The sequence below is a fragment of the Halobaculum sp. CBA1158 genome (assembly GCF_021431925.1).
Lineage (GTDB): Archaea > Halobacteriota > Halobacteria > Halobacteriales > Haloferacaceae > Halobaculum.
Genome location: NZ_CP090371.1, coordinates 1,526,509 through 1,550,278, shown reverse-complemented (window position 1 = coordinate 1,550,278; position 23,770 = coordinate 1,526,509). Strand labels below are relative to the sequence as shown.

Sequence of the window (23,770 nt, the reverse complement as noted above, 5' to 3'; positions counted from 1 at the left end):
GATTCGACTGCCGGCGGCCTCACGCGACGCCGACGGCACGGCCGCGTACCGCCCACCGGACGGCTACGCGACGCCGACCAGGTACGCCACCAAGTACGCCGTCGCCGCGAGCGTCACGGCCGACAGTCCGGTGAAGACCGCGCGCTCGATCCCGGGGCGTGCGAACTCCGGGACCAGCGCCGTCCGTCCGCGACCGCGGACTCGAACCGGCGCGAACCCGATCACGCCGACCGCGAGCACGGAGAACACGAACGGGTACGACAGCTCCAGCGTCGGCGCGGGGATGACGAACGCCGACGCGGCGTAGCCCGCGCCGGCGACCGCTCGGGCGTCGACCCGACCCGTGAGTCCGAGTCGACCCGCGATCCCGAAGCGACCGCCGAACGCGCCGGCGTCACCGATCCCGGCGGATCCGGGGATCCGGCCGGCGCGTTCGGCCCGAAGGCGGCTCCAGACGAGCACGGCCGCCCAAACCGTCGCCAGTTCCAGCCCGAACGCCGCGAGCAGGTGCAGCGTCGGATCTGCCGAGAGCGCGACGCGCGCGCCGATCGGCTCGGTCACGAGCGGGTAGGCGAACGCGGGCGGCTCGCCGGTGAACACGTCGCCGAAGGGGTGGGAGGCGAGTCCGACCAGCGCCAGGGCGAACGTCGCCCGCGGCGTCACGCCGTCCAGCCGGCTCACCCCGGTCGAGATCGCCAGCGACCCGGCGGCGAACGCGGCCATCACGACGCCCGCAAGCGGGCCGCTCACAGCGACGGCGACGGCGACGAGCCCGGTGGCGAGCGCCAACGCTCCCGCCCTCTCGACGCGGCCGCCGGCGACCCAGGCGGCGGCCGCGAGCGCGACGACCGGCGCGACGACGAGCGAGTGCGTCACGCCGCGGTGGACCACGTTCCCCGTGGACCAGAACGACTCCGCGAGCCTCAGCACGCCGGCGTCGGCGACGAGGCCGGAGGCGACGCCGACGAGCGCGTACGCGATGTCCACGTCGGGGACGGCCGCGAACAGCCCGGCGACGGCCCCCAGCGTCAGCGCTCGCGCCGGCGACCCGTCGAACCGCCGGGTCGCCAGCGCCACCAGCGCGAACGCCGCCAGCGCGTGGCCCACGAACATACGACCGTACTACCGCCCCGTCGGAGTTAAATCCGCGGTAGAACCCGTCACACGGTAGCATTGGACACTCTCTGTCTCGTTCTAACCATTTCCTTCCCCGACGAGGACCGAGGGTCGGAAATCGTCGTATCAGCCGAATTAGTCGGTGATTCAGCTAAGATCGGCCGAATCTGTCGGGCCAGCGTCCTCGTCCGCGAACTTCGTCCACTTCTTTTCGATCTCGGCGTTGCCGCGGACGACGGTGTCCCCGTCGACGCTCAGGCGCGTCTTCCTGAGTTCGATCGAGTCGACCACGCCGGTCGTCCCGCCGATGTCGACCCTGTCGCCGGGGTCGAAGTCCGGGTCGCGCAGGAGGTAGACGCCGGCGACCGCGTCGGCGATCATGCCCGACGTGGCGTAGGAGACGCCCAGGGCGAGAAACCCGGCGGCCGTGCCCAACGAGGTCGCGATGCCGTCCAGGCCGACGACCGACAGGAACGACAGCCCGACGCCGAACCACAGGAACACGGCGACGATCGTCGCGACGAACTGCCGGTAGACGGGGGACTCGCCCGGCACCGTCCGCCGCAGCGTCGCACGCACGAGCGCCATGATCACCTTGACGCCGACGCCGGCGATGACCAGGAAGACGATCCCGGCCAACACGTTCGGGAGCGCCTCGGTCACGTCCGTCAGAAACCGGTCGAGCGCGTCCACCACGATCGCAGTCCCGGTCTGTGCCGGGATGGCGGAGATCATGGCTCCGACTGGTCGCGGCGGTTCCTTAGTTCACCCGCCTGCGGAAGCGACCCCACGAAAGCGACCGCCCCCGGTCGCGAGTCGCGGCGGTGACCGCGCCGCGACCTACTCGTGTGCGGCGTCCCACTCGTCGGGCTTGCGGATGTTCCCGCACTCGTTGCACTCGATGCGCCCCATCGCGTCCATCGCGTTGTTCACGGTCTCGCAGTTGCCGCAGAAGTACCCCCAGCGGGTCTCGCCGTCTTCGTCGGCATAGACGTGGTAGAACGGGGACTTCGAGCCGCGCTCGCCGTCCGCGCGGTCGACGTACAGGTCCCCGGCGGCCGTCTCGACGATCTCGAGGTTCATACCACACGGAGGTGGCCGGGACTGTTGAACATTCTGGGTCGAACGGCCCACGAGAAAATCCGGAGGGACGCGAACCCGAGGGGAGGCGTTACGTCCGGAAGGACTCGCCGCAGCCGCACTCGGCCTCGACGTTGGGGTTCTCGACGGTGAAGCCGGCCGCCTGGAGTCCGGCCTCGTAATCGAGCGTCGACCCGCCGACGTAGTTCATCGACGAGGGGTCGACGAACACCCGCAGGCCGTGCTGTTCGGTCACGCGGTCGTCCTCCTCGGGTTCGGTGTCGAAGCGCATCCCGTACGACAGCCCCGCGCAGCCGCCCTGCTGGACGAACAGCCGGAGCCCACCCACGTCGGCGTCCATTCCCTCGCTCTCCATCAGGGACAGCGCCTCCTCGGCGGCCGACGGCGTGACCGTGACGGCGATCTCGGCCTCGCCGCCCCCGGACGTATCAGTACTCATGGTTCGAGGATCTCCGCACAGGGGTATAACCCTGACGCCGACTCGCACGATCCCCGGACACGCGATCCCCCGGACATCGGCGATGCGGTGGTGGGCCGCGCGGCTCTCGGCCACCTCCTACTCGTCGTCCTCGAGATCAGCGAAGCGGGTCCGGACGCTCTCGGCGTGGGCCTCGAGTCCCTCCGCCTCCGCGAGCGTCGTCACGGCGTCGGCGAGGTCGCGCAGGCCTCCCTCGTCGAGCCGCTGAACGGTCGAGGACCGGAGGAACGTCTCCGTCGAGAGTCCGCCGAACGCCCGCGCGCCGCCGTTGGTCGGGAGGACGTGGTTCGTCCCGGAGGCGTAGTCGCCGGCGGCGACCGGCGTGAACCGCCCGAGGAACGCCGAGCCGACGTTCGAGATCCGGTCGAGCAGCGCCTCGTCGTCCGCCGCCTGGATCGACAGGTGTTCGGCCGCGTACTCCTCTGCGAACAGCACGGCCTCGGGCATCGACCGCGAGACGAGGACGCCGGAGGCGTCGTTGTCGAGGGCGGCCTCGATCGTCTCGGCTCGCTCGCGTTCGGGCACGCGCGCCTCCACCTCGTCGCAGACCGCCGCCGCCAGGTCGGCGTCGTCGGTCACCGCGACGACCGAGGCGTTCGGGTCGTGCTCGGCCTGCGCGAGCAGGTCCGCCGCGATCGCGCCGGGATCGGCCGTGTCGTCCGCGAGCACCAGCACCTCCGAGGGGCCCGCGAGGAAGTCGATCTCCACGTCGCCGCGGACCTCGGCCTTCGCGGCCGTGACCCACTTGTTGCCCGGCCCGACGACCTTCCGGACGCTCGTCACAGTCTCGGTGCCGTACGCCAGGGCGGCGACCCCCTGTGCGCCGCCCGCCGAGTACACGGCGTCCGCGCCGGCCTCGTGGATCGCCGCCAGCGTCGCCGGGTTGATCTCTTCGGCCGGCGGCGTCGCGACGGCGACGTGGTCGACGCCGGCCACCGTCGCCGGCACCACGCCCATGATCGCCGAGGACGGGTACGCCGCTGTGCCGCCGGGGACGTACACGCCGACCCGATCGAGCGGGCGGTACCGCTTGCCGAGTTCGCGACCCTCGCCGAACTCGCGGGTCCAGTCTTCCGGAAGCTGTGCCTCGTGAAACTCGCGGACGTTGGCGATCGACTCGCGGATCGCCGCGAGCACGTCGTCGTCGACGGACTCGACCGCGCGCTCGGCCTCGTCGGTGATGTCGACGTTCGCCACCTCGACGCCGTCGAACTCCCGGGAGAACTCCCGCAACGCGGCGTCGCCCTCGTCGCGGACGCGCTCGACGATGTCGCGCACGTCGCCGCGGACCGCGTCGACGCCGGCGTCGCGCTCGAAGAACGCCCGGCGCTCGTCGGGAGAGAGGTCTGCCACCTGTCTCGGTTCCATGTCGGACCCGTCGGCGGCCGGGGGTAAACCGTTCCCGGAACGGACCCGTCGGAGCCGACGGACCGTCGGAGTGAGTCAGGCGTCGCGGTCGGCGTCGCCGGCGGCGGCGAGCGACTCGTCGCCGCCGGGGCCTCCGTCCGGTCGGTCGACCACCTCGCGCCAGTAGAACCGCGGACCGAGCACGAGGTACCCGAGCGCGAGGAACAACAGCGCGAACGCGAACGACTCGCCGGCCATCCCGCCCAGGAGGACCGCGAGCGCCTGCACCACGCCCATCACGAGCGCGTCCTGCGGGTGGAGGTCCGGGTAGCGCACGGGCGTGACCATCAGCGGGGCGGCAAGCGCCGCCAGCCCGAGGACGACGGCGGGCGAGTCCAGCCCCGCCAGCACCGACGCGGCGATGACCGTCGCCGCGAGCGTCGTCTGGACGCCGTGGGTCGTCTTCGCGCCGGACTCCTCGACGGTGTAGACGGCGAGCCGAACGACCGCGAGCGCGACGTACACCGCCGGCACGGCCAGTCCGGCGGCGAACACGACGGGCGAGTCCGCCAGGGGGTACGCTCCGGTCACGGTCGCGGCGACCAGCAGGGCGGGCGCAACGCCGAAGGAGGCCACGTCGGCCAGCGAGTCGAGGTGGGGGCCGACCGCTGTGCCGCCGTAGCGCCTGGCGACGACGCCGTCGAGTCCGTCGGCGATCGCTCCCAAGAGGACGAGTCGGGCGGCGAGTTCCGGCGAGATAGCGACGACCGCGGCCGCGAGCGTCCCCAGCGCGGCGTTCCCGGCCGTGACCATATCGGCGAGGCCGAGTCGCGAGCAGAAGCGCGGCCGGTCGGTCATACGCGCCGGGAGGGCAGCGCTCGCCGTATGGCTTTCCATCCGGGGTCGCCGACGGCGACGCCAGCGACGGCGGCGGCTCTCGCCGCCGGCGGGAGCGACGGCCCCCGATCGCGGCCCATTTATCTCGCCGTCCCCTCGGTTCGGACATGAACCGACGCCGCTTCCTCGCGGCCGTGGGTGCGGGCGCGTCGGCCACGCTCGCGGGCTGTTCGGTCATCGACCCCTCGGCGGCTGCCGACGACTACGACGTCGGCATGACCGCCGAGGCGTTCCGCCCATACGAGATCACCGTCTCCGTCGGCGACACGGTCGTCTGGGACAACACCTCGACGCGCGCGCACTCGGTGACGGCCTACGAGGAGGAGATCCCCGCGGAGGCGGAGTACTTCGCCACCGGCGGCTTCGACTCGGAGGCGGCCGCCCGGGAGGCGTGGGACGGCAACGAGGGCGCGATCACGAACGGGCAACGCTTCTCGCACACCTTCGAAGTCGCCGGCGACTACACCTACTTCTGTATCCCCCACGAGGGGGCCGGCATGGTCGGGGTCGTCCGCGTCGAAGAGTAACGAGGGGCCGGGACGGCGTGCAGCGCAGTCGCTGATCGGTCGAGTGCGGAGTCCGAAAGAAGTCGCGTCTGCGGTCGCGTCGCGGGCGACGCTGGCGTCGCGTCGGCGTCACGGTCGCCGGGACCGTTACTCGTCGTCGTCCACGTCGACGGACGCCTCCTCCTCGGCGGCGATCTCCTCGGGGCGCGCCTCCAGCGAGAGCTTCTTGACCTCGACCCGGCGCAGCGGGTAGATGGTCTTCGCCTCGCCGTAGATGGCCGAGGAGAGCCGGCCCTCGACCACGGAGTCGACCAGTTCGTCGAACGTCCGCTCCTCGGCGGCGTCGTCGACGAGGTCGATCATGATCTTCCGGATGGCCTGCTCCTGGGAGCGGTCGGCCTTCTTGGTCGTGAACGCGACCGGGTGGACGCGCACGCGGTAGTCGTCGGTCGTGCGGACCGTCCGGCTGAGGTCGATCTTCGACGCGCCGCGACGGACCATCGAGCGGAGGTAATCCCGCGTCAGCTCGTGCTGGATGAACTCCGTATAGGCGGCGTCCGACCCGACGTCGGTGATCTTGAAGATCAGCTTGATGTTGTCCTGTCCCTGGTCACCGGTGATCTCGCCGAGGGTCGTCTCGACCGTGCGGCCGACGACCTGCTCGGGCTCCTCGGCCATGGTCTCGCCGAGCTCGGCTCGGTCGAACTCCTCGGGCGCGAGGACGGTGTACCAGCGTTTCCCCTGTCGTTGTCGTGAGACTGATCGTTCGCTCATGTGTCGTGTGTGTTCGCGTCGTCTGCGTCGTCTGCGTCGTCGGTGATGTCTGTCGTCCGCGTGTCGGCCGCCGACTCGGCGTCGGCCGCCGACCTCGTATCGCTCGTCGTCTCCGCCGTGTTCGGTGCCGTCGCGTCCGCATCCCTCCCCGTCGCGACCACGTCGTCGGCCACGTCGAGGTTCACGAGGTAGTCGTCCACGGAGGCGAGCAGGCCGCCGGTCGTCTCCCGCGTGAGGCGGGTTCGGACCGTCGACCCGTTCGCGATCGTCCGAATGTCGTCGGTGTTGTCCGGCGAGACGGCCGCGGCGACGGTCGCCGCGGCGTCGTCGTCCGCGTGCGTCGTCTCCACGACGGCCGTGCGCGGCTCCGGCGACTCAGCGTCGCCGTCGGCGGCGTCGCCGGCGCGGTCGGCTCCCGTCATCGCAGGGCCTCCCTGAACGCGCCGATGAACGCCTGTACGTCGCCGCCGGCGAACCGAGCGTCGCCCGCGCGAGCGTCGCCGATCACGTCCGCGTCGCCGTCGGCCACCCCGTCTGCCGCGTCGACGGCGGCGCGGAGCGCGGCGGTCGCGTCGACCGTGCCGTCGCCGGCGGCGGCCGCGGCGTCGTCGGAGACGACGAGCGCCACGGGCTCGGGCGACGCGAAGTCGCGGACGAGCCGCGCGGCCGTCGAGACGGTCGACGCGCTCGCGTCGTCGGTCTCCACGCGACAGACGAACACGCCGTCGTACCGCCCGGTCGTCGGCTCCGCGAGCAGGTCGTGCGCGCGGGCGGCGTGCTCGCGCCAGGCGGAGATCGCCTCGTCGGCGGCGTCGGCTCCCAGCGCCAGCGACACTCCGAGGCCAGGGCGGTCGCGAGCGAGCGCGTCCAACACGTCGGCGTGGCCGCCGAGCGTCTCGAACGGTCCGGTCGGCGTCGCGTACGGCCGGAGGAGTCGCTCGACGGCCCCGACCGCGCGGTCGGGCGCGTCCGCGGTCGCGTCGAGCGCGACCGCCGAGGCGAGTCGCCGCCGGTCGTCGTCGTCCGGCTCGGCGGGCACGCCGACCTCCGCCAGCAGCGCGCGTGCGGCCTCGGGATCGCCCGAGAACGGCGCGCGTACCAGCGTCGAGTGGGCGAGCCCGTCGGCCGGGTCGGCCGTCGGAACCGCGACGCCGGGGCGTCGATCGACGACGCCGCGGCGCTCGGCCTCCTCAAGCATGCCGCCGCTGCCGCCGTCGCCGGGGACCGTCCCGGCGGCGACGACGCCGGCGAGTCCGACCAGCGGGGCCGGCTCCGCGCCCATCGCGTCGACGACCGCGGCCGCGAGCGACGACACCGGACGCGAGTCGGGCGCGACGCCCGTCGCGTTCGGGGCGTCCCACCCGAGCGACAGCGCCGTGCCGTCGCCGTCGGGAGCGACGCCGTCGCGGGTCGTCCGCACCTGGAACGGCGTGTTCCGGTCGCGGAGGACGCGCGCGAGCAGCCCTGCGGCCGCGAGCGCGTCGCCCGTCGGTCGGGCGTACACGCGGACGAACCCCGCGGCCGACAGCGCCGAGGCTACCCGTTCGGGGTCGGCCTCGGTCGGCGCGTCGGCGGCGGTGGACATCGGTTGTGGATCTCGTGTCGTGTCGGCGGTTTACTCTTCGTCGAGCAGGTCGACGGCGGCGTCGTAGGTGTACGAGAACTCCTCGTCGAGTTCGTCGCCGCGGTAGTAGTCCACCAGGCGACGGATCTTCGACTCGGTGTTCTGAAGCGCGCGCTTGTTCTGCGCGTCCTGCTGGTTATCCTCCATGTGCTCGCGCAGGCGGATCGCGCGGGCCATGAGGTTACGGAGGTCCTCGGGCAGGTCGTTGTCCGCGTCGTGTTCCTCGAGGATCTCGGTGACTTTCTTGCCGGTCGCGCGCTTGACGTTCGGGACGGGCGTGCCCTTCACGCCCTCGTCGCGCAGCTTCAGGCCGATGACGCTCGGGTCGTGGCCCTGCTCGGCCAGTTCGACCACGCGCGCCTCGATGTCCTCGGCGTCCACGTCGCTCCACTCCGGGGGTTCGTCTGCCGCGGGGTTGTCCGATCCGGACGACCCTCGACGGCGGGTGTGCATTCGTGCCATTGTGTTCTCTGAGTTGGAACGTCGGCCGCAGAAGCGAGCCACCGCCGGCTGTCGCTCCCGAGCGCGCCACGCGGCGCGAGCGGGCACCCGACGGGGGCACATCCGCAATCCCAAGCCCACAGCGGGCGAGTCGGAGTTGCGGCCGTGCTGTTCCCAGTCGACACCTCTCGCTCGCGGGTCTAAGGGCTTTCCATCCGTCGCGGGCCGTCGTCGAGTCCCACACGGCTCCGTGCCCGTGACTGCCGTGGAGGCTCGCAGTCGAAGGCCTTAACTACCGAACCGCGATACTCTGGAGTGCAGGCGGGCTCGTAGATCAGTGGTAGATCGTTCCCTTGGCAGGGGAAAGGCCGTGGGTTCAAATCCCACCGAGTCCACTAAGACGCTATATTCTCGAGTGGCGTCTCCGAGCGGATGACCCTTTGCCTCGTTTCTCGGAGCGACGGTCGGACCTCTCAGATCCAGCTCCTACCGATATCAACGTTGATACTCTAGAGAGAACGTTTATTACGAAGCTTGGATCCCTTAGGAATGTACAGTACCGGCCGGGCGCGATCCCGGGGGGCTGTGAGAGAGCAAATCATGGACTTCAGCGCACTACTCGACGACGATCGTGCGGTCAGCCCGGTGATCGGCGTGATCCTGATGGTGGCGATCACGGTGATCCTAGCGGCCGTCATCGGTTCGTTCGTCCTCGGCTTGGGGAACAGCGTCCAGCAGACGGCACCGAACGCGAACTTCGAGTTCGATTTCGGAGGGAGCGAGACTACCGCGACACACACCGGCGGTGACACCATCGGGAGCGATGAGACGCTCAAGCTATTCGTCGACGGTTCTGAGGAGACGTCACAATCCGGGCCGTTTAGCGCGGGAGACACAATTTCAGCAAGCGTCTCCGCTAGCGACGGTGCATCAGTAGTCTGGGAGTCCGCGAACGGGGAAACTTCTCAGACCCTGGCTGAAGCGGACGCATAATCGACAATGAATTTCAGACAGCTATTCGACGACGACCGCGCAGTCAGCCCGGTGATCGGTGTGATCCTGATGGTGGCGATCACGGTGATCCTGGCGGCCGTCATCGGTTCGTTTGTCCTCGGCTTGGGGAACAGCGTCCAGCAGACGGCACCGAACGCGAACTTCCAGTTTGACTACGAAAACGATACCGCACCCTACGACGTGACCGCGACGCACACCGGCGGTGACACGATCCCCGCCACGGATGCGGTAAACCTCACGGCTGCGGGCGGTGGTTCAACGCAGTTCCCCTCGGGTGACTCCGTCTCCGCCGGGGACAGCGTCACCCTGAGCGGTGTTGGATCTGAAACTACCGTCCGGGTGATCTGGACCTCAGAGAACGGCGACACCTCGCAGGCGCTCGCGACCGGCGAGACGCCCGCCTAAACGGCTCGACGGTTCCGTTCTCGAATCGTTTTGACGCCACGCACACGGGCGTCACCCCATTTCAGTACCAAACCACGACTGCGTGAGCGCCCCGCCGATTCGGTTCTGATACTCCGGAACGAACCCTTATGCCGTTGGTTTCTCTACTCCCTCGCATGCAATCCGGGGGGACCGGCGACAGCCGCGGGCAGGGCGACGTGATCAGCGTCGTCCTCCTGTTGGTGATCACGGTCGCCGGCGCGACGGCGATCGTCACGCTGGGCGGCGAGGCGCTCGGCGGCATCCAGCAGTCCGCGACGACGGGCGCGGCCGAGCAGTCGATGACGCAGTTCGACTCGAAGGCGAGCCTCGTGGCCCACGGCGACAGCGACTCCCAGCGGGTGCGCCTGGCTGGCAGCCCCGGCGCGACGCGGCGGATCGACGCCGACGCGGGGTGGATGAACGTCTCGGTGTACAACGCCTCGACCGAGGAGTTCGAGTACGAGATCACGAACGCGACCCTCGGAGCGGTCGTCTACGAGGACGGCGACACCTCGATCGCCTATCAGGGCGGGGGCGTCTGGCGGCGCACCGGCAACGGCAGCGCGATGGTGTCGCCGCCGGAGTTCCACTACCGGGGGACGACGCTGACGCTCCCGCTCGTCCGGGTCGGCGGCGACGAGCGCCTCGACGGCGAGGTGCTCGTTCGGCGTTCGGGCGAGCCGACGGGAGTGTATCCCGACGAGTCGAACGGGCGCGCGAACCCCCTCGACGAGGGGATCGTCGTGATCACCGTCGGGAGCGAGTACTACGAGGCGTGGGGTCGGTTCTTCGAGCAGCGCACCGGCGGCGGAGTCGAAGTCGACCACGCCAATTCCACAGCGACGATCGAACTGCGGACGCCGGCCGACGTGTCGACGGTGGGAGCGGCGCTGACCTCGCGCGCCGTCGGCGACGAGATCGAACTCGACGGCACCGGGAACGACAACGTCTGGATCGACAGTTACAACTCCTCGGACGGGCCGTACGCCGATTCCCAGACCGACAACGGGACGATCGTGACCGCCGGGAGCGTCGACGTGGGGGGCAACGGGAAGATCCTCGGGAACGTCCGCGCCGGGGGATCGGTCTCTCTTGGGAGCGCCAACGGGAACATCACCGGAACCGTCGAACACACGACCGGCTACAGCGCGAACCCCAACGCCGACCCGCAACCGGACTCCGAACGCGTCAGCCAGATCGACGGGGTCGACGCGGGCGACGACCTCTCGCCGTACGTCGACTCCCGGCTCACCGCGCTGGCGTCGAGCAACGACAACGACGCGACCGACGCGATCCGCGATGACGACGGCGAGTACTCGCTGAACGTCTCCGGCGGCGAGACGGTGACGCTGTCGGGCGACGACGGGACCGAGTTCTTCCTCTCCGAGATCGATCTCGGCGACGGGGAGGAGCTGGTGATCGATACCGCGGGCCGACCCGAGATCGAGATCGCCGTCGCCGAGGACGTCGGTCTCGACGGGACCGCGATCAGGGTCACGGGCGGCGGCGTGGTCCGGTTCTTCGTCGGTGACGACATCGCGCTCGACGGCGCGAACGTATCCGTCCCCGAGGATCGCTCCAGACAACTCTGGATGTACGGGGCCAGCGACACCGACATCTCGCTTTCGGACGGAACTCGGTTCGTCGGCGTCCTTCACGCGACGGGCGAGAGCGACGACAACGATTTCTCGATCTCGCAGTCCGACGTGTACGGCGGCGTCGTCGCCGGCGAGATGGACGTCCAGAACGGCGGCACGATCCACTACGACACCGCGCTGGCGACCGAACAGGTCGTCCCGGTCGACGCGTCGGTCCCCCGGATAACGTACCTCCACGTCTCCGTCACCGAGATCGAGGTCGACGAGGACTGACCGCGCCGGTCGACCGCCGATCGCCCACAGCCGGCAACGATCCCCAGGTGGCCGACGCCCTCACCTGTCGAGTCGCACCCGGACCGTCGTCTGCGGGACGACGACGCGGTCGACCTCGACCTGGTAGGTGATCTCCCCGTCGGAGGCGTCCCCGTCGACCGGCGTCATGTCCAGCGACTCGAAGTAGCGTTTCCAGGCGTCGACGCGCGGCGACTCGACGGTGACGTTCACCCGGACCACGTGCCCGTCGCCGGCGGTCATCTCGTCGGCGACGCCCCGACTCGTCGCCTCCATCGCGACCAGCACCGTGGACTGTCCACCGATCGCCCCCCGTTCGCCGGATCGAGAGGTGACCACGAGCGGGATCACCGCGCGGTCATCGTCGACCAGCCATCCGGGGTCGTCTCGCATCACCGCGGCACCGTCGTCCGAGCGAAACACCGCGCCGAAGGAGGACGCGACGGTCGTGTCCCCGTCGGTGTAGGTGATGGGACGGGTGGCGGCCGGGACGGTGAAGTTCTCGCCGGTCTCCTCGTTGACCGCCGTTATCGTCACCGTCGATCGCTCCCGTACCGCGAGTGTCCCGCCGTTGAGTTTGATCTCGGTCGCCCGACTCGGCGCGCCCTCGCGCACGATGTCGTCGACGTTGTCGTCGAGCACGTCGAAGGCCCGTTCCATGTTCTCGAGTTGCTCGCTCGTCCGGAACGCTTCGAGCGCGGGGTATCCCGCGGCGTACACGGTTCCGACGGTGAGCACGATCAGCGAGAACACCAACACGAACCCGATCGCGTCGCTCTGTCCGCGGCTCACGCGTCGCGCACCTCCAGTTGGCCGCCGGCGTAGACGATCTCCACGTCGCCGCCGGGAACGGTCGTGTCGGCCACCGGCGTGTTCGTCGCCGCCGTGACGGAGACGGAGACCCGCGTGCCGGTGCCCGTCACCTCGATCGTCGCGGGCGACCCGGATCGGACCGCGATCGAGTAGGTGTCGCCGGCGATCGTCTCCGGATACGACCCCCTGACGACGACCTCGCTCCCGCCGGCACCGACGAGGCGGTCGGCGGCCATCAGTCGCGAGGAGAGCTGCTGTCCGACGACCTCCATCGCCTCGCGACTCGTGTCCTCCCGTTGCTGCTCGACCGCCCCGCCGGCCGCGATGAGCAGGCCGCTGATCAACAGCGCCGTGATCCCGAGCGTCAAGACGTACGACAGGGTCGTCGCTGTCGCCCGATCCGCTCGGGTGCTCGCCTCGAATGCCTCACCAGGTTCCGCCTTGAGCGCCTCACCGGATCCCGCCCCCGCGGCGTCGGCGTCAGTCATCGTGTTCACCCGGGGCGACCCGAACGTCCGCTCGGTAGGTGAGTTCGTTCGTCTCGTACCGGATCGGGACCTCGACCGCATACACCGCGGGGACGTGGTACGGTGAGTCGGGATCGTCGGTCACCGTGCCGTCGTTGAGCGTCACGAGGTTCAGCAGGCCCGTGGTTCCCCTGACAGTCATGTCGTAGGTGCCGGCGGCGTTCGTCCCGTTCCGGAACGACAGGTCGTACGACGAGTCGATCCCCTCGCGCCAGTCCAGTCCGGGACACTCCTCGCCCGCGAGCGTCCCGGTCGTGAACCCGACCGTCGCGTTCGGCGCGTCGACCGAGCATACCTCCGTCGCGCCGGTGCCCCCCGCCGGGCTGGTCGCGACGGCGATGTCGCCGGTCGACTGGTTTCGGTAGACGAACGCCGCCCACGTGTCCGCGCTCGAGTTGGCCGCCACCTCGACGGTGAACGCGCCGTCGAGGGCACTGTCGTTCGTGCTCGCCAGCGACGACCGCTCGACGGTCGCCGCGAACGCCCGGGTCCGGTTCGTGTCGTACGCGATGGTCCAGTCGGCCGTCTCCGCGGCGGAGGTGAACTCCCTGCTGTCGTTCCGGTGGCGGACGAGCACGCCTTCGACGTAGGTAGCGGCCGAGCGGTTCACCCGGGCGCTGGCTGCGCTCCGTGCGGCCGACCCGCGCAGCGCCACGTCCAACTCGGCGACCCCGTCGGAGACGTTCTCCCGAACGTCGGCGGGGTCGTCGTACTCGGCGGCGTTCTCGCGATCGACGATCCCCCCGACGCCGTCGACGACCGACGCGCGGTATCCGAGCGCGTCGCGCTCGCCGACGCCGTTGTCGCGGGTCGCGAGGTTCTCTGTGTAGATCGCGGTGTTCGTCAGCAACACCAACGCGACGAGCACGACCGCCAGCGCGAGTCCGGCGACGAGCACGAGCTGTGCCCGGTCGTCGCCGCGCTCGTCGCCACCGCCGTCGCTGTCGCCACCGCCGCCACGGCCACCGCCGCGGTACGGCGGGCGATCGGCGTCGCACGCGAACGCCCCAGTCAGATCCGCCATGTGACGATGCGCACCTCCATGACGCCGTACAGCGGCCCGTCGGGATCCGCGTCCGGCGCGTAGAACCCCCGGTTCGGGTCGTCCTCGACCTCCCCGAGGGTCCCCGATCCGTCGCCGACGGGGTCGTCGTCGAACAGCACCACGGTCCGCTCGGCCGCGACGGCGTTGTCGCTCGGCTCGCCCATGTTGACGATCCGCTCGCGGGCGCGCTCGCCGTCCGCGGTCCGATAGCCGACTTCGACGTTGAACGCGATCCGGTCGGCCCCGAACGTCCGATTCAGCGTCGCCCCGAACGCCGTGGAGGGACCGTCGGTGTACACCCCGTTCGACCCGGCTCCGATGAACTGCCCGTCGGTCGCGTTCCAGTGCAACAGCGTCGGCGCGAGCGTTCCGTTCGCCTCCGCCGCCGCCAGCGTCCCCTCGGCGACGGCTGCCTGCTGGTTCTCGATGTGCTGGTTCGACGTGCTCGCGGTCAGGGGCGTGACGGCGGTCGCCTGCAGGGCGAAGACGACGCCGCTCAGCAGGATGACCGCCGCCGCGAACCCCTCCAGCGTGTGTGCTTGCGCGCGCATGGTTACCACACCCTCACGACCACGATGGCGTCCGAGCCGTCGAGCAGGACCGCCCGCCGCGCGACCGACACGTCCGCGCCGCGCGGCGGCGACGGGCCGGCCGCGAGTCGGACCGCGTTCCCGCCGTCGCCGAGCGTCCGGATCTCGTCGCCGTCGACGAGGGTCACGTTCGCCGTCCGAACTGGGGATCCGATCCCGAGCGCGCCCGTGAGATCGCTCGCGTCGGTCTCGTACCGACAGTCGCCGACGGGCTCGGTGGTGTCGAAGAACCCCGCGGTGCAGGCGGCGTCGAGTGCGGCCGGACGCGCGGGGTCGGCGACGAGCAGGTCGTTCGCCAGCCGGTCGGCGGACCGGTCGGCGACGACGACCGCGTCCGTCGCGTCGCCGGTGAACGGTGCCGTCAGCGACGGCGAGAACGCGAACACGAACGCGACGACCAGCAGGAACACGCTCACGCCGATGGCGTAGTCGATGGTCGTCTGTCCTCTGTCGACGTCGCCGCCGGCGTCGCGGTCGAAGTCGTCGCTCACGCCACCACCACCCAGACGCCGAGCGCGATCGTCAACAGCGCGACCACGTACTTCATTCCGGAGATGATGTCGGCGTTGCGGATGTAGCCCGCGATGATCCCCGACAGCACCGCCTGGATCGTCACCGCGTGGAAGAACAGCACCGACAGCCGGTCGACGTTCACGCCCTCAGCGAATCCGCCCGCGCCGAGGCCGCTCCCCCCGGACACCTGGTCGGTCGCTCCGCCGCCTCCTCCACCGGCGGCCTGCTCGGTCAGCCCAGCGAGCACGTCGAGGAACCGGAGCTTCAAGATCGCCATCACCGCCAGCAGGGTGAGGTACGTCATCAGGATGATCGCCACCTGCATCCGGGTCCGGGAGACCCGCTCGCGCTCGATGTCGTCCTGGTTCTCCGAGGCCTGTGCGGCCGTCGTTAACACCTCGGTGATCTGGCTCGACGCCTGTTGTGCCTCGGAGATGAGCTTCACCGTCCGCGCGAGCCGCGGAATGTGGTACTTGTTGTTGAACTCGACGAGCGCTTCCCTGAGGCTCATCCCGTAGTTCACCTTCGCGTATATCACCTCGAACTCCTCGGCGAGCGTCCCGGTCGAGGTGTCCGCCGTCGTCCGGATCGACTCGAGCAGGGTCTGCCCGGTGTCGTTCGCCGACGAGAGCTTCCGGAGGTTGTCGGAGAGCTTACCGGTCACGCCCGCCCGGCGGCGCTGTTGCCACTCGTAGAAGATCACCAGCGGGATCAGCGTGATGTACGCGGGGACGTACACCCAGATGAACGTCCCCCAGACGGGGGCGTCGACGAACCCCTGCCAACTGGTCGGTGCCCGACCGGCCACCAGCGCGATGGCGAGCAGGACGACCACGGCCGGGACCGTCAGCGCCAGCGTGAACAGCGGATTGTCCCGGAAGAAGACGTGCGGGGCCTTCAGCAGCTCCGCGGTCTTGTGCGTCCCCTCGCGGTCGCGGACGCGGTCGAACAGCGCGAACTCCCCGGTGAACACCTCGATGAGACCCAGGTGGAGCAGCCCCTCGCGCTGCTCCTCTGCGAACTGGTCGTCGACGCCTCCGGGGTCGAGGTAGCCGTCGCCCGGTTCGTCCTGCTTCACCGTCGAGACGAGCACGAGAAAGCCCACGCCGATGAGCGGCGTGAGGATGTACACTGTCGCCGTCAGCAGGAACTCCTCGCCCTGACCCAACATCGACATGATGACGAGGATGATGATGAGTAGCAGGGGAAACAGCGACAGCGTCATGTACATCTCGCCGAACAGCTCCAGCGTCTCCAGGGTCAGCTCCTGCTGCTGTTTGGCCGTGCGGAGGTGCTTCTCCTTTTTGTCGTAGAGGAACCGCTCCATGTCGCCGCCGGAGTTGATGATCGACAGCATGTCCGTGAGGAACTGCGAGAACTCCTCGCTGGGGGTCTCTATCGACTGCTGGCGGACGGCGTTCCGGTAGTCGGTGCCGAAGTAGTTCGTCTCCTGGACGATGCTCTGGAACTCCCGGGACACCTCGCCGTAGGTGTCCTCGGCCTCCGCCATCGACTCCAGGATCTCGAGTTGGTTCAATCCGCCGACCGAGAGGGCGTACATGAACGAGACGGCGTCCGCGAGCAACATGTTGATCTCCCGCTCGCGGGCGTCGGCCCGCTGATACGGGATCGCGATCAGCGTGCCGAAGCCGAGTCCGAAGCCGACGCTCCCGAACACCAGCCCGCTTATCAGCACGGCCGCCGGCTCCCGTAGCGACTCCAGCACCGCCGCGATCTCCGGCGATCGGATGGGAATCCCGAGGCTGAACGTCTCGGGGCTGACGAGTCCGAACGCGAACACGCCCCAGCCGACGGCCGTTCCGACGAGCCACAGCGCCAGTCCCGCGAGCACGCCGACGCCGAGCGCCCGCGAGACGTACAGCTCTACGGGCTGGTTCATCCGGGCCTCGGTGAGCTTCTCGCTCACGGTGCCGACGAAGTCGCCGTCCTCGTCGAAGATCCGCTGGAACAGAGGGTAGAAGGCGTCCGCGAACCCCTGCGCGCTTCCGAAGCCGCCGTCGTCGGTGTCGAGACTCATCTACTCCTCCTCGGCCCCCGCCGTGTCGTCGCCGTCGGACTCGACCTCGCCGAACCCCCAGTCGTCGATCACCTCCTCGTCGACCGAGTCGTCCGCCGGATCGGATTCGGTACCGTCGGTTCGGCCGGTTCCGTCGGTGTCGCGTTCCCCGTCGCCGGCGGCGACATCGCCGACCGCGTCTCCGTCGTCGCCCCCGTGATCAGCACCTTCGTCGGTATCGATGTCGGTGTCGGGAGCCGAATCCGCATCGGGATCGGGTTCGGGATCCCCGTCCACGTCGGGGGCGGCGTCCTCGAACTGGTCGACCGCCGAGAACACGTCGCCGTCAGGATCGCCTCGGCCCGCGTCCCCGTCGCCGGCGACGGGGTCATCGCCCACGGCGTCCAGGCCGTCGGCGGTCTCCGCCCGGGCCGTGTCGTTCGCCGGGGTATTGTTCCCGGACGGATCCGCATTCTCGACCGCTTCGGGATCGATCGATAGCTCGTCGCCGTCCCCGGGTTCGGCCGCCACGTCGCCGGCGGGGGTCACGCTTCCGAGCGCGTCCGCGACGCCCTCTGTCCGTGCGCCGCGGAACTCCGAAAGCAGCGGCTCGGCCTCCTCGAGGATCGCCTCGACCTCGTCCAACTGCGCCTCGTCGGGCTCCGGCCTGGGGACCATCTCCTCCTTCTCGGGGTCGACGTCGATGAGCACTGACTCCATCTCGCGGAGGTCCTCCAGGCTCTCCTCCAGCCGTTCGTTGGCCATGAGCGAGAGGATCGTCTCCGGGTCGTTGATGAACGCCTGCAGCGTCGCCGCGACCTGCGTGTAGGTGTTGAGGCCGCGGTCGATGAGGTACGCGATGACGGTCCGGCGCTTCAACAGCTCGTCGTTGAGTCTGTCCACCCCCCAGCCGCGGTCGAACATGATCTCCTGGAGGGTGTTCGAGTCGCCCATCTTCAGGAACTCGTCCGTCTCCGCCTGCCATTGATACACGTCCTGGACGTTGATCTCGTCGTTCTCGGCGTCGTAGTGGTTGATCTCGGTGAGCGACTTGTTCCGGCGAACCTTCCGCCCCTGCACGCGAGTCTGCGTCTGGACCGAGACGAGATCCAGCGCCGTGAACATCGTCTTCGAGACGTTGATCGGCTCGGTCGTGAACCGCTTGAGCACCTCTCCGACGTTGTCGGCGTGGAAGGTTGTGTAGGTGGTGTGCCCGGTCGACATGACCTGAAACAGGGTGCGACCCTCCTCGCCGCGGATCTCGCCCATCACGATGTAGTCCGGGCGCTGGCGCAGCGCGGCCTCCAGCAGGTCGAACTCGTCCACGTCCCCGCCGTCGTCGTCGGCGAACGAGGGTCGCGTCACGGAGGCGATCCAGTTCCGTTGGGGCAGTTCGACCTCCCGGGTGTCCTCGATGGAGACGATCTTCGAGTTCGAGGGGATGAACAGCGAGACCGCGTTCAGGCTGGTCGTCTTCCCGGAGGCGGTACCGCCCGCGAAGATCAGCGACTTGTGGTTCTCGATACAGAGCCACAGGAACGCCATCTCGTCGAGGCTGAACGTCTTCCAGTTGATGAGGTCGATCGGCGTGAACGGGACGTCCTTGAACTGACGGATCGTGTAGTTCGTCCCGTGGTCGGACACCTCCTTTCCGAGGGTCAACTGCGCCCGTGACCCGTCCGGCAGGGTGGCGTCGACCTGCGGCCGCCGCTTGGAGATGCCCTTCCCCGATCGCTGGGCGAGTTTGACGACGAAGTCGTCCAGTTCCTGCTCGCCGTGGTAGACGTTCGTGATGATCTGCTCGTAGTCGGAGTGGTACACGAAGACGGGGGAGTTGTAGCCGTCACAGGAGATGTCCTCGACATTGATGTCGTGTTTGATCCCGTCGATGCGCTCGTAGCCGACGAAGTCGCGTTCGAGGTAGTACAGCGCCTTCGTTACTGTGTACTCCGTGAGCGTGTCGGGGTCCTCCGCGAGGACGGCCGGCTCCGGCCGGGCGGCGATCCCCTCGATCTCCCCGTCGGACTCCCGCGGCGCGACCCCGAGCGCGCGGACCAGGCGGGCCGCCGCGCCGCCGCCCTCGGCGTCGATGCCGAGGAGGTCGGCGAACTTGTCGCCGAGCTCGGGGCCGCCGTCGTTCGCGTAGAGGTCGTACCGGTCCAGCAGGTCGTACGTCTCCTCGCGGATGACCGACCGCCGGTGGTCCTCGTCGCCGGCGACCTCGCCCTCGTCGGCGTACTTGATCGCCGACCGGAGCTTCCCCTCCAGGAACTCCACCAGGTCCGTCTCGATGGGGTTGCGGTACGGCTCGACCACGTAGTACTTCTTCTCGTTCTCCTTGGTCGAGTGGAAGACGATGACGAACGAGTACGGCTCGTTCACCCAGTAGCGGTCCTCCTCGCGGAAGGTGGGCTTCTTGTCCATCGGGACCGCCTTTTCGAGGTCGTAGCGGTTCGCCACCGTCGTCGTCCCCGCGGCGTCGCTGAAGAAGGCGTCCTCGTCCACGTCCTCGGCGACGTTCACCGTCCGTTCGTCGATCACCGCCTCGAGTTCGGGCGTTCGGCTCGCGAGGTGCCCGAGCGTCTCCTCGACGCGGTTCGGGTCGAAGCCGAGGGCCTCGGCCTTGTCCTCGTCGGTGAACTCCAGCGGTTCGTCCTCGTCGTCGGTCGGGGGGTCGCCGTTCTCGTCGAGGAAGTACTCCTCGCGGTAGTCGTCCCAGGTGTAGATGTCCTTCCAGACCGGGGTCTCGTCGTACGCGAGCAGCGGGGAGCGGGCCGCGATCGACTCGCCGAGCGCGCCGGCCGAACCGACGACCGACGACACGTCGCCGGGGTCGATCCCCAGCGCGTCGGCGACGGCGTCGGTGACGCCGACGGCGTCGAGGTCCTCGACGGTCGCCGCGCGGACTTCGATCCGCACGACTTCCTCGCCGTCCTCGTCCTCTTCGACTACCTCGGTCCTGAGGCGCTCGGCGAGGGCCTCGGCCGCGTCCTCGTGACCGTGCTCCGCGAGGAAGTCGTCCCACGTGTACTCCCCGACGACCGCCGCATCCCCCGAAGGCGTCTCCTCACCCGGCGACTCGTCGGGGCCGGCGTGAGGGGACACCTCGGCGTCGTCGGTTGCCATTACCCATGACCACTTCCGGGACTACGTTAAATGCTTGCCCTCCGTATCATCGATGAAAATACTCCTGACGGCCGAGTAGCACGTTCGAGACGGCTGATTCCGAAATCTGGGCCGTATCGATTCAACCGAGTGAACGAAGACGGATTGCGGGACTCGAACCGGGGTCAGACCTGTTCGCTTCGTTCGTCGCGGTGTCGCGTCGAGGGCGTGACGGGAGTCACGCGAGCGAACGGGGTGAGCGAGTGTGACTACGTCGCGACCGTCGAGTGAGCGAAGCGAACGAAGACGGGCGTGACGGGATTCGAACCACGCCGAGACGGTCCTGCTCGCTTCGCTGCGCGGGCTACGACTCGTCTACTTCGAATCCCGCACGAGACACTATCGGTCTCGCTTCGCTCGACACGATAGCGGGCGTGACGGGAGTCACGCGAGCGAACGGAGTGAGCGAGTGTGACTACGTCGCGACCGTCGAGTGAGCGAAGCGAACGAAGACGGGCGTGACGGGATTCGAACCCGCGATCTAGCGGTTAGGAACCGCTCGCCGTATCCGCTTGGCCACACGCCCCGCGTGGGCGTGGTCGGGCGGAGAGTAAAAACCGTCCGGGATGCCGGCTCAGTTCCGCTCGGTGTCGGTCTCCGTTTCGGTCTCGGCGACCGTCGAGTCCGTGTCGGCGACCGTCGAATCCGCGTCGGCGACGAACTCCTCGTCGTCCTCGTCGAGTTCGCCCTCCTGCATCTCCTGAAGCTCCTCTTCGACCTGCTCGCGGCCCTTCTTGAACTCGCCCATCGCCTGCCCGGTGGAGCGAGCGAGCTTCGGGATCTTGTTCGCGCCGAACAGCAGCACCAACACGAGCAGGATGATGAGCATCTCGGGCCCGCCCGGGATGGCACCGAACAGCGGTAGGGTGGTGAACATCTCTACCTGCGGCTTACCCGCTGCCGATTATAGGCTTTTTGGACCGAGCGGGATCGCAGACACAGCGGCTCACGACTCCGAACGCCGCCGAAACGCAGTCTTCAGGCGTTCCGCCCACGCCCCCGAATCCTCCGCGACCAGGGGCGATCGGGGGCGACCGATCTCGATCCGTCCCTCCCCAACCGAGGCGGCCGCCAGCGGCCCGAAGGGAGGGCTTTTGCGACCGGGCCTCGTCTCCCGGCGCATGAATGACGCAGACGCACCCGGCGCGAGCGACGCGAGCACGCACGACGACGGGGCCATCGAGGACACCGATGATGTCGACAGCGACGACACCGATGACACCGGCAGCGACGACGCCGACGAGAGCCGGAAGTACCGTCCCGACAGTGACCACTCGTTCCCGGACGAGCGCCTCAACGACGTGTTGGCGGCGATCGAGTCCGACTCCGAGATCCAGACGTACCTCCGCGCGCAGAACGTCAACGCCGTCACTCGGAAGGGGTACAACGACCACGGCGCGAAGCACATCGAGATCGTCCGCAATCGGGCGCTTCGCCTCTACGAGTTGCTCAAACGCGGCGGCGTCGCGTTCAACGGCGCGAGCGATCAGGGGCTGGCGGAGGCCGACGAGCCGGTGATCATCGCGCTCGCGGCGACGCTCCACGACATCGGCCACGTCGTCCACCGCGACGACCACGCGTACTACTCGATCCCGCTGGCTGCGGACGTGCTCGACCGTATTCTCCAGCAGTTCGACTACTACGGCGTCGACGAACGCGTCCGCGTCAAAGCGGAGGTGCTGCACGCGATCCTCTGTCACCACACCGAGGAGACGCCGCTGACGCGGGAGGCCGGCGTCATCCGCGTCGCCGACGCCCTCGACATGGAGCGAGGGCGCTCGCGCATCCCCTACGAGAAGGGCGGGCGCGGGATCAACACCCTCTCGTCGCGTGCGATCGACAGCGTCGAACTCAAGCCCGGCGACGACGGGCGGGACGGCGACGCGGTCCCCGTCCTCGTGGAGATCGAGATGGTGAACGCCGCCGGCGTCTATCAGGTCGACGGGCTTCTCAAAGCGAAGCTTCGCGACTCGCTCATCGAGGATCAGGTCCGCATCGTCGCGATCAACACGAAAAGCGACGACCAGTTGGTCGAACGTATCGAGCTGTGAGATCGGTCGGACTCTGAGTCGACCGGAGCGACAGCCGGGTCGCGATTCGCGTCGTGTGAGTCCACCACGAAGCCGTCCGGGATGACGAAGTTTAAGCGACCGCTGTGTGTTTCGGAACGTAACAGTGGCGCAGTTCGGTAGCTCCGTCGCGCTCCTCCGTGACAGGGAGTTCGCGGCGCTGGCAGGCACGGCGTTCGCGCGCAGTCAGGCGTACTCGACCGTGCTGATCGCCCTCGCGTTGTACGCCGGGCAGTACGACACGACCGGGACCGTCGAGGGGCTGTTCGGGACCGCGTTCGCGGTCGTCCAACTGCTCATCGTCCTCCCCCTGGGCCGGAAGATCGACACCGGCAACGCCAAGCGGTGGCTCCTGGGCGGCCTGCTGGTCAACGTCGTCGTGTTCTTCGGCTTCATCCTCGTCGACAGCGCCACCCACGTCATCCTCGTTCGGATGCTCCAGGGGATCGGCGCGTCGATCCTGTGGATCACCGGCTCGACGGTCGTGGGGACGATCGCCCCCGACGACCAGAACGGCCGCTGGCTCGGGTCGTACAACCAGGTGGCGGCGTTCTCCAGTCTCGCGGGGGACGTGGTCGGCGGCTACCTCCTGTTCACCCAGGGGTTCACCCTCACCTACCTCGTGCTCACGGGGGTCACGCTCGGCGCGTTCGTGCTCGTGTTCGGCGCGCTTCGGGACGACCCCGGCGGCGGCACCGAGAACGACGCAGGCGGCGGACTGGACACGCTGAAGGCGCTGCTGAATCTCCCGATGATCCGCGCGCTCGTCGTGTTCAGGCTGGCGTTCTCGGTCGGGAAGATGGCGGTCATCATCTTCCTCCCCATCCTCGCCCGCACGGAGTTCGGCACGACCGCCTTCGCGATCGGGTGGATCCTCGCCGGCGGACGGCTGACGAAGGCGCTCACCCAGGGGTACGTCGGCGACCTCACGGACCGCGTGGGGAAAAAGGAGTACTTCGTCGTCGCCGGCGCGCTCCTGTACGGCCTCGGCACCGCGCTCATCCCGCTGAGCTACTACTTCGAGGGGACGATCGATCCGGTCCGATTCGCCGCCTTCGGCGGCGAACAGGTGCTCGGCGGAGCGTTCTTCAGCCTCTTTGCGGCGTACATGATCCTCGGGATCGCCGATTCGATCCGGCTGCCCGCCAGCATGGCGCTGTTCGTCGAGGAGGGCGAACGCTACGACTCGGTCGCCTCGGCGATGAGTCTTCGGTCGATCTCCTGGAAGGTCGGACAGGTCGCCGGTCCCGTCGGGATCGGGGCGATCAAGGAATACGTCTCCACGAGCGTCGCGTTCTACACCGCCGCCGGGTTCATCGTCGTCGCCTCGATGGTGTTCTGGTTCGTCTTCCGTCGCGCGTCGGCGCGGGCGGAAGCGATCGACGTGGACGCCGACCTGGCCGACGACTGACGGGATT

General features: G+C 69.0%; 24 protein-coding genes and 2 tRNA genes. 7 read left to right on the top strand and 19 right to left on the bottom strand.

Annotation, left to right across the window (positions count from 1 at the left end):
- Positions 1-63 precede the first annotated feature (63 nt).
- From Hbl1158_RS08130 to Hbl1158_RS08105, 6 genes are all read right to left on the bottom strand, one after another.
- Complete coding sequence (locus Hbl1158_RS08130; RefSeq protein ID WP_234296284.1) at positions 64-1,113, bottom strand: metal-dependent hydrolase; 1,050 nt, start codon at positions 1,111-1,113, stop codon at positions 64-66.
- Positions 1,114-1,263: 150 nt separating this feature from the next.
- Entirely contained in the window at positions 1,264-1,851 is a 588-nt protein-coding gene (locus Hbl1158_RS08125; protein WP_234296282.1) for a mechanosensitive ion channel domain-containing protein, read from the bottom strand.
- A 105-nt stretch (positions 1,852-1,956) separates the two neighbouring features.
- Positions 1,957-2,199: a DUF5816 domain-containing protein gene (locus Hbl1158_RS08120; protein ID WP_234296280.1), complete on the bottom strand. Its 243-nt coding sequence runs from the start codon at positions 2,197-2,199 to the stop codon at positions 1,957-1,959.
- Positions 2,200-2,287: 88 nt separating this feature from the next.
- Positions 2,288-2,656 carry an iron-sulfur cluster assembly accessory protein gene (locus Hbl1158_RS08115; RefSeq protein ID WP_234296278.1) on the bottom strand — a complete coding sequence of 123 codons (369 nt, stop codon included), beginning with the start codon at positions 2,654-2,656 and terminating at the stop codon, positions 2,288-2,290.
- Positions 2,657-2,773: 117 nt separating this feature from the next.
- Entirely contained in the window at positions 2,774-4,063 is a 1,290-nt protein-coding gene (gene hisD, locus Hbl1158_RS08110; protein ID WP_234296276.1) for a histidinol dehydrogenase, read from the bottom strand.
- Between the two features lie 75 nt (positions 4,064-4,138).
- Positions 4,139-4,900, bottom strand: a complete 762-nt coding sequence (locus Hbl1158_RS08105) for a protein sorting system archaetidylserine synthase (RefSeq protein WP_234296274.1) — start codon at positions 4,898-4,900, stop codon at positions 4,139-4,141.
- Positions 4,901-5,046: 146 nt separating this feature from the next.
- On the opposite strand from Hbl1158_RS08105, the gene Hbl1158_RS08100 reads away from it, so the two are divergent.
- Entirely contained in the window at positions 5,047-5,466 is a 420-nt protein-coding gene (locus Hbl1158_RS08100) for a plastocyanin/azurin family copper-binding protein (RefSeq protein ID WP_234296270.1), read from the top strand.
- A gap of 126 nt (positions 5,467-5,592) precedes the next feature.
- Here the strand turns inward: Hbl1158_RS08100 and Hbl1158_RS08095 are convergent, their stop codons facing one another.
- Genes Hbl1158_RS08095 through Hbl1158_RS08080 form a run of 4 tightly spaced genes read right to left on the bottom strand, consistent with a single transcriptional unit; the run spans position 5,593 to position 8,305 of the window.
- Positions 5,593-6,219 (bottom strand): 30S ribosomal protein S3ae, encoded by a 627-nt coding sequence (locus Hbl1158_RS08095; protein WP_234296269.1) that lies wholly within the window; start codon positions 6,217-6,219, stop codon positions 5,593-5,595.
- Positions 6,216-6,641 (bottom strand): KEOPS complex subunit Pcc1, encoded by a 426-nt coding sequence (locus Hbl1158_RS08090; RefSeq protein WP_234296268.1) that lies wholly within the window; start codon positions 6,639-6,641, stop codon positions 6,216-6,218. Before Hbl1158_RS08090 ends, Hbl1158_RS08095 begins: the two co-directional genes overlap by 4 nt.
- Positions 6,638-7,804, bottom strand: a complete 1,167-nt coding sequence (locus Hbl1158_RS08085) for an exonuclease RecJ (protein ID WP_234296267.1) — start codon at positions 7,802-7,804, stop codon at positions 6,638-6,640. The genes Hbl1158_RS08090 and Hbl1158_RS08085 overlap by 4 nt, the downstream gene beginning before the upstream one ends.
- 30 nt (positions 7,805-7,834) lie before the next feature.
- Complete coding sequence (locus tag Hbl1158_RS08080; protein WP_234296265.1) at positions 7,835-8,305, bottom strand: 30S ribosomal protein S15; 471 nt, start codon at positions 8,303-8,305, stop codon at positions 7,835-7,837.
- Between the two features lie 302 nt (positions 8,306-8,607).
- Between Hbl1158_RS08080 and Hbl1158_RS08075 the strand changes: the two genes are divergently transcribed.
- The 4 genes from Hbl1158_RS08075 (at position 8,608) to Hbl1158_RS08060 (ending at position 11,595) form a co-directional block, all read left to right on the top strand.
- Positions 8,608-8,679, top strand: a tRNA-Ala gene (locus Hbl1158_RS08075).
- 205 nt (positions 8,680-8,884) lie between these two features.
- Entirely contained in the window at positions 8,885-9,277 is a 393-nt protein-coding gene (locus Hbl1158_RS08070) for a type IV pilin N-terminal domain-containing protein (RefSeq protein WP_234296263.1), read from the top strand.
- Positions 9,278-9,283: 6 nt separating this feature from the next.
- Positions 9,284-9,703, top strand: coding sequence for a type IV pilin N-terminal domain-containing protein (locus Hbl1158_RS08065; protein ID WP_234296261.1), 420 nt, complete (start codon positions 9,284-9,286; stop codon positions 9,701-9,703).
- Between the two features lie 155 nt (positions 9,704-9,858).
- Complete coding sequence (locus Hbl1158_RS08060) at positions 9,859-11,595, top strand: hypothetical protein (protein ID WP_234296259.1); 1,737 nt, start codon at positions 9,859-9,861, stop codon at positions 11,593-11,595.
- Positions 11,596-11,655: 60 nt separating this feature from the next.
- On the opposite strand, the gene Hbl1158_RS08055 is transcribed toward Hbl1158_RS08060, so the two are convergent.
- From Hbl1158_RS08055 to Hbl1158_RS08015, 9 genes are all read right to left on the bottom strand, one after another.
- Positions 11,656-12,405: a hypothetical protein gene (locus Hbl1158_RS08055; RefSeq protein WP_234296257.1), complete on the bottom strand. Its 750-nt coding sequence runs from the start codon at positions 12,403-12,405 to the stop codon at positions 11,656-11,658.
- On the bottom strand, positions 12,402-12,914 hold the full coding sequence (locus tag Hbl1158_RS08050) for a hypothetical protein (protein ID WP_234296255.1): 513 nt from the start codon (positions 12,912-12,914) through the stop codon (positions 12,402-12,404). The genes Hbl1158_RS08055 and Hbl1158_RS08050 overlap by 4 nt, the downstream gene beginning before the upstream one ends.
- On the bottom strand, positions 12,907-13,977 hold the full coding sequence (locus tag Hbl1158_RS08045) for a hypothetical protein (protein WP_234296254.1): 1,071 nt from the start codon (positions 13,975-13,977) through the stop codon (positions 12,907-12,909). Before Hbl1158_RS08045 ends, Hbl1158_RS08050 begins: the two co-directional genes overlap by 8 nt.
- Positions 13,965-14,549, bottom strand: a complete 585-nt coding sequence (locus Hbl1158_RS08040; RefSeq protein ID WP_234299495.1) for a hypothetical protein — start codon at positions 14,547-14,549, stop codon at positions 13,965-13,967. Before Hbl1158_RS08040 ends, Hbl1158_RS08045 begins: the two co-directional genes overlap by 13 nt.
- 2 nt (positions 14,550-14,551) lie before the next feature.
- Positions 14,552-15,079, bottom strand: a complete 528-nt coding sequence (locus tag Hbl1158_RS08035) for a hypothetical protein (RefSeq protein ID WP_234296253.1) — start codon at positions 15,077-15,079, stop codon at positions 14,552-14,554.
- A complete protein-coding gene (locus Hbl1158_RS08030; RefSeq protein WP_234296251.1) occupies positions 15,076-17,139 on the bottom strand; it encodes a type II secretion system F family protein in 2,064 nt (687 codons plus the stop codon). The genes Hbl1158_RS08035 and Hbl1158_RS08030 overlap by 4 nt, the downstream gene beginning before the upstream one ends.
- Positions 17,140-20,244 (bottom strand): ATPase, T2SS/T4P/T4SS family, encoded by a 3,105-nt coding sequence (locus Hbl1158_RS08025; RefSeq protein ID WP_234296249.1) that lies wholly within the window; start codon positions 20,242-20,244, stop codon positions 17,140-17,142.
- 492 nt (positions 20,245-20,736) lie between these two features.
- Positions 20,737-20,809 (bottom strand) — tRNA-Arg (locus Hbl1158_RS08020).
- 48 nt (positions 20,810-20,857) lie between these two features.
- The gene (locus tag Hbl1158_RS08015; RefSeq protein WP_234296247.1) at positions 20,858-21,160 is read right to left on the bottom strand and encodes a twin-arginine translocase TatA/TatE family subunit; all 303 of its coding nucleotides are present in this window, start codon (positions 21,158-21,160) and stop codon (positions 20,858-20,860) included.
- 244 nt (positions 21,161-21,404) lie between these two features.
- Between Hbl1158_RS08015 and Hbl1158_RS08010 the strand changes: the two genes are divergently transcribed.
- Positions 21,405-22,334: an HD domain-containing protein gene (locus Hbl1158_RS08010; RefSeq protein ID WP_234296246.1), complete on the top strand. Its 930-nt coding sequence runs from the start codon at positions 21,405-21,407 to the stop codon at positions 22,332-22,334.
- A 124-nt stretch (positions 22,335-22,458) separates the two neighbouring features.
- Positions 22,459-23,763 (top strand): MFS transporter, encoded by a 1,305-nt coding sequence (locus Hbl1158_RS08005; protein ID WP_234296244.1) that lies wholly within the window; start codon positions 22,459-22,461, stop codon positions 23,761-23,763.
- Positions 23,764-23,770 lie beyond the last annotated feature (7 nt).

Excerpts from the sequence above, each read along its gene's own strand:
- Hbl1158_RS08130 (WP_234296284.1), bottom strand. The coding sequence starts at position 1,113 with ATGTTCGTGGGCCACGCGCTGGCGGCGTTCGCGCTGGTGGCGCTGGCG.
- Hbl1158_RS08125 (WP_234296282.1), bottom strand. The coding sequence starts at position 1,851 with ATGATCTCCGCCATCCCGGCACAGACCGGGACTGCGATCGTGGTGGAC.
- Hbl1158_RS08120 (WP_234296280.1), bottom strand. The coding sequence starts at position 2,199 with ATGAACCTCGAGATCGTCGAGACGGCCGCCGGGGACCTGTACGTCGAC.
- Hbl1158_RS08115 (WP_234296278.1), bottom strand. The coding sequence starts at position 2,656 with ATGAGTACTGATACGTCCGGGGGCGGCGAGGCCGAGATCGCCGTCACG.
- hisD (WP_234296276.1), bottom strand. The coding sequence starts at position 4,063 with ATGGAACCGAGACAGGTGGCAGACCTCTCTCCCGACGAGCGCCGGGCG.
- Hbl1158_RS08105 (WP_234296274.1), bottom strand. The coding sequence starts at position 4,900 with ATGACCGACCGGCCGCGCTTCTGCTCGCGACTCGGCCTCGCCGATATG.
- Hbl1158_RS08100 (WP_234296270.1), top strand. The coding sequence starts at position 5,047 with ATGAACCGACGCCGCTTCCTCGCGGCCGTGGGTGCGGGCGCGTCGGCC.
- Hbl1158_RS08095 (WP_234296269.1), bottom strand. The coding sequence starts at position 6,219 with ATGAGCGAACGATCAGTCTCACGACAACGACAGGGGAAACGCTGGTAC.
- Hbl1158_RS08090 (WP_234296268.1), bottom strand. The coding sequence starts at position 6,641 with ATGACGGGAGCCGACCGCGCCGGCGACGCCGCCGACGGCGACGCTGAG.
- Hbl1158_RS08085 (WP_234296267.1), bottom strand. The coding sequence starts at position 7,804 with ATGTCCACCGCCGCCGACGCGCCGACCGAGGCCGACCCCGAACGGGTA.
- Hbl1158_RS08080 (WP_234296265.1), bottom strand. The coding sequence starts at position 8,305 with ATGGCACGAATGCACACCCGCCGTCGAGGGTCGTCCGGATCGGACAAC.
- Hbl1158_RS08070 (WP_234296263.1), top strand. The coding sequence starts at position 8,885 with ATGGACTTCAGCGCACTACTCGACGACGATCGTGCGGTCAGCCCGGTG.
- Hbl1158_RS08065 (WP_234296261.1), top strand. The coding sequence starts at position 9,284 with ATGAATTTCAGACAGCTATTCGACGACGACCGCGCAGTCAGCCCGGTG.
- Hbl1158_RS08060 (WP_234296259.1), top strand. The coding sequence starts at position 9,859 with ATGCAATCCGGGGGGACCGGCGACAGCCGCGGGCAGGGCGACGTGATC.
- Hbl1158_RS08050 (WP_234296255.1), bottom strand. The coding sequence starts at position 12,914 with ATGACTGACGCCGACGCCGCGGGGGCGGGATCCGGTGAGGCGCTCAAG.
- Hbl1158_RS08045 (WP_234296254.1), bottom strand. The coding sequence starts at position 13,977 with ATGGCGGATCTGACTGGGGCGTTCGCGTGCGACGCCGATCGCCCGCCG.
- Hbl1158_RS08040 (WP_234299495.1), bottom strand. The coding sequence starts at position 14,549 with ATGCGCGCGCAAGCACACACGCTGGAGGGGTTCGCGGCGGCGGTCATC.
- Hbl1158_RS08030 (WP_234296251.1), bottom strand. The coding sequence starts at position 17,139 with ATGAGTCTCGACACCGACGACGGCGGCTTCGGAAGCGCGCAGGGGTTC.
- Hbl1158_RS08025 (WP_234296249.1), bottom strand. The coding sequence starts at position 20,244 with ATGGCAACCGACGACGCCGAGGTGTCCCCTCACGCCGGCCCCGACGAG.
- Hbl1158_RS08015 (WP_234296247.1), bottom strand. The coding sequence starts at position 21,160 with ATGTTCACCACCCTACCGCTGTTCGGTGCCATCCCGGGCGGGCCCGAG.
- Hbl1158_RS08010 (WP_234296246.1), top strand. The coding sequence starts at position 21,405 with ATGAATGACGCAGACGCACCCGGCGCGAGCGACGCGAGCACGCACGAC.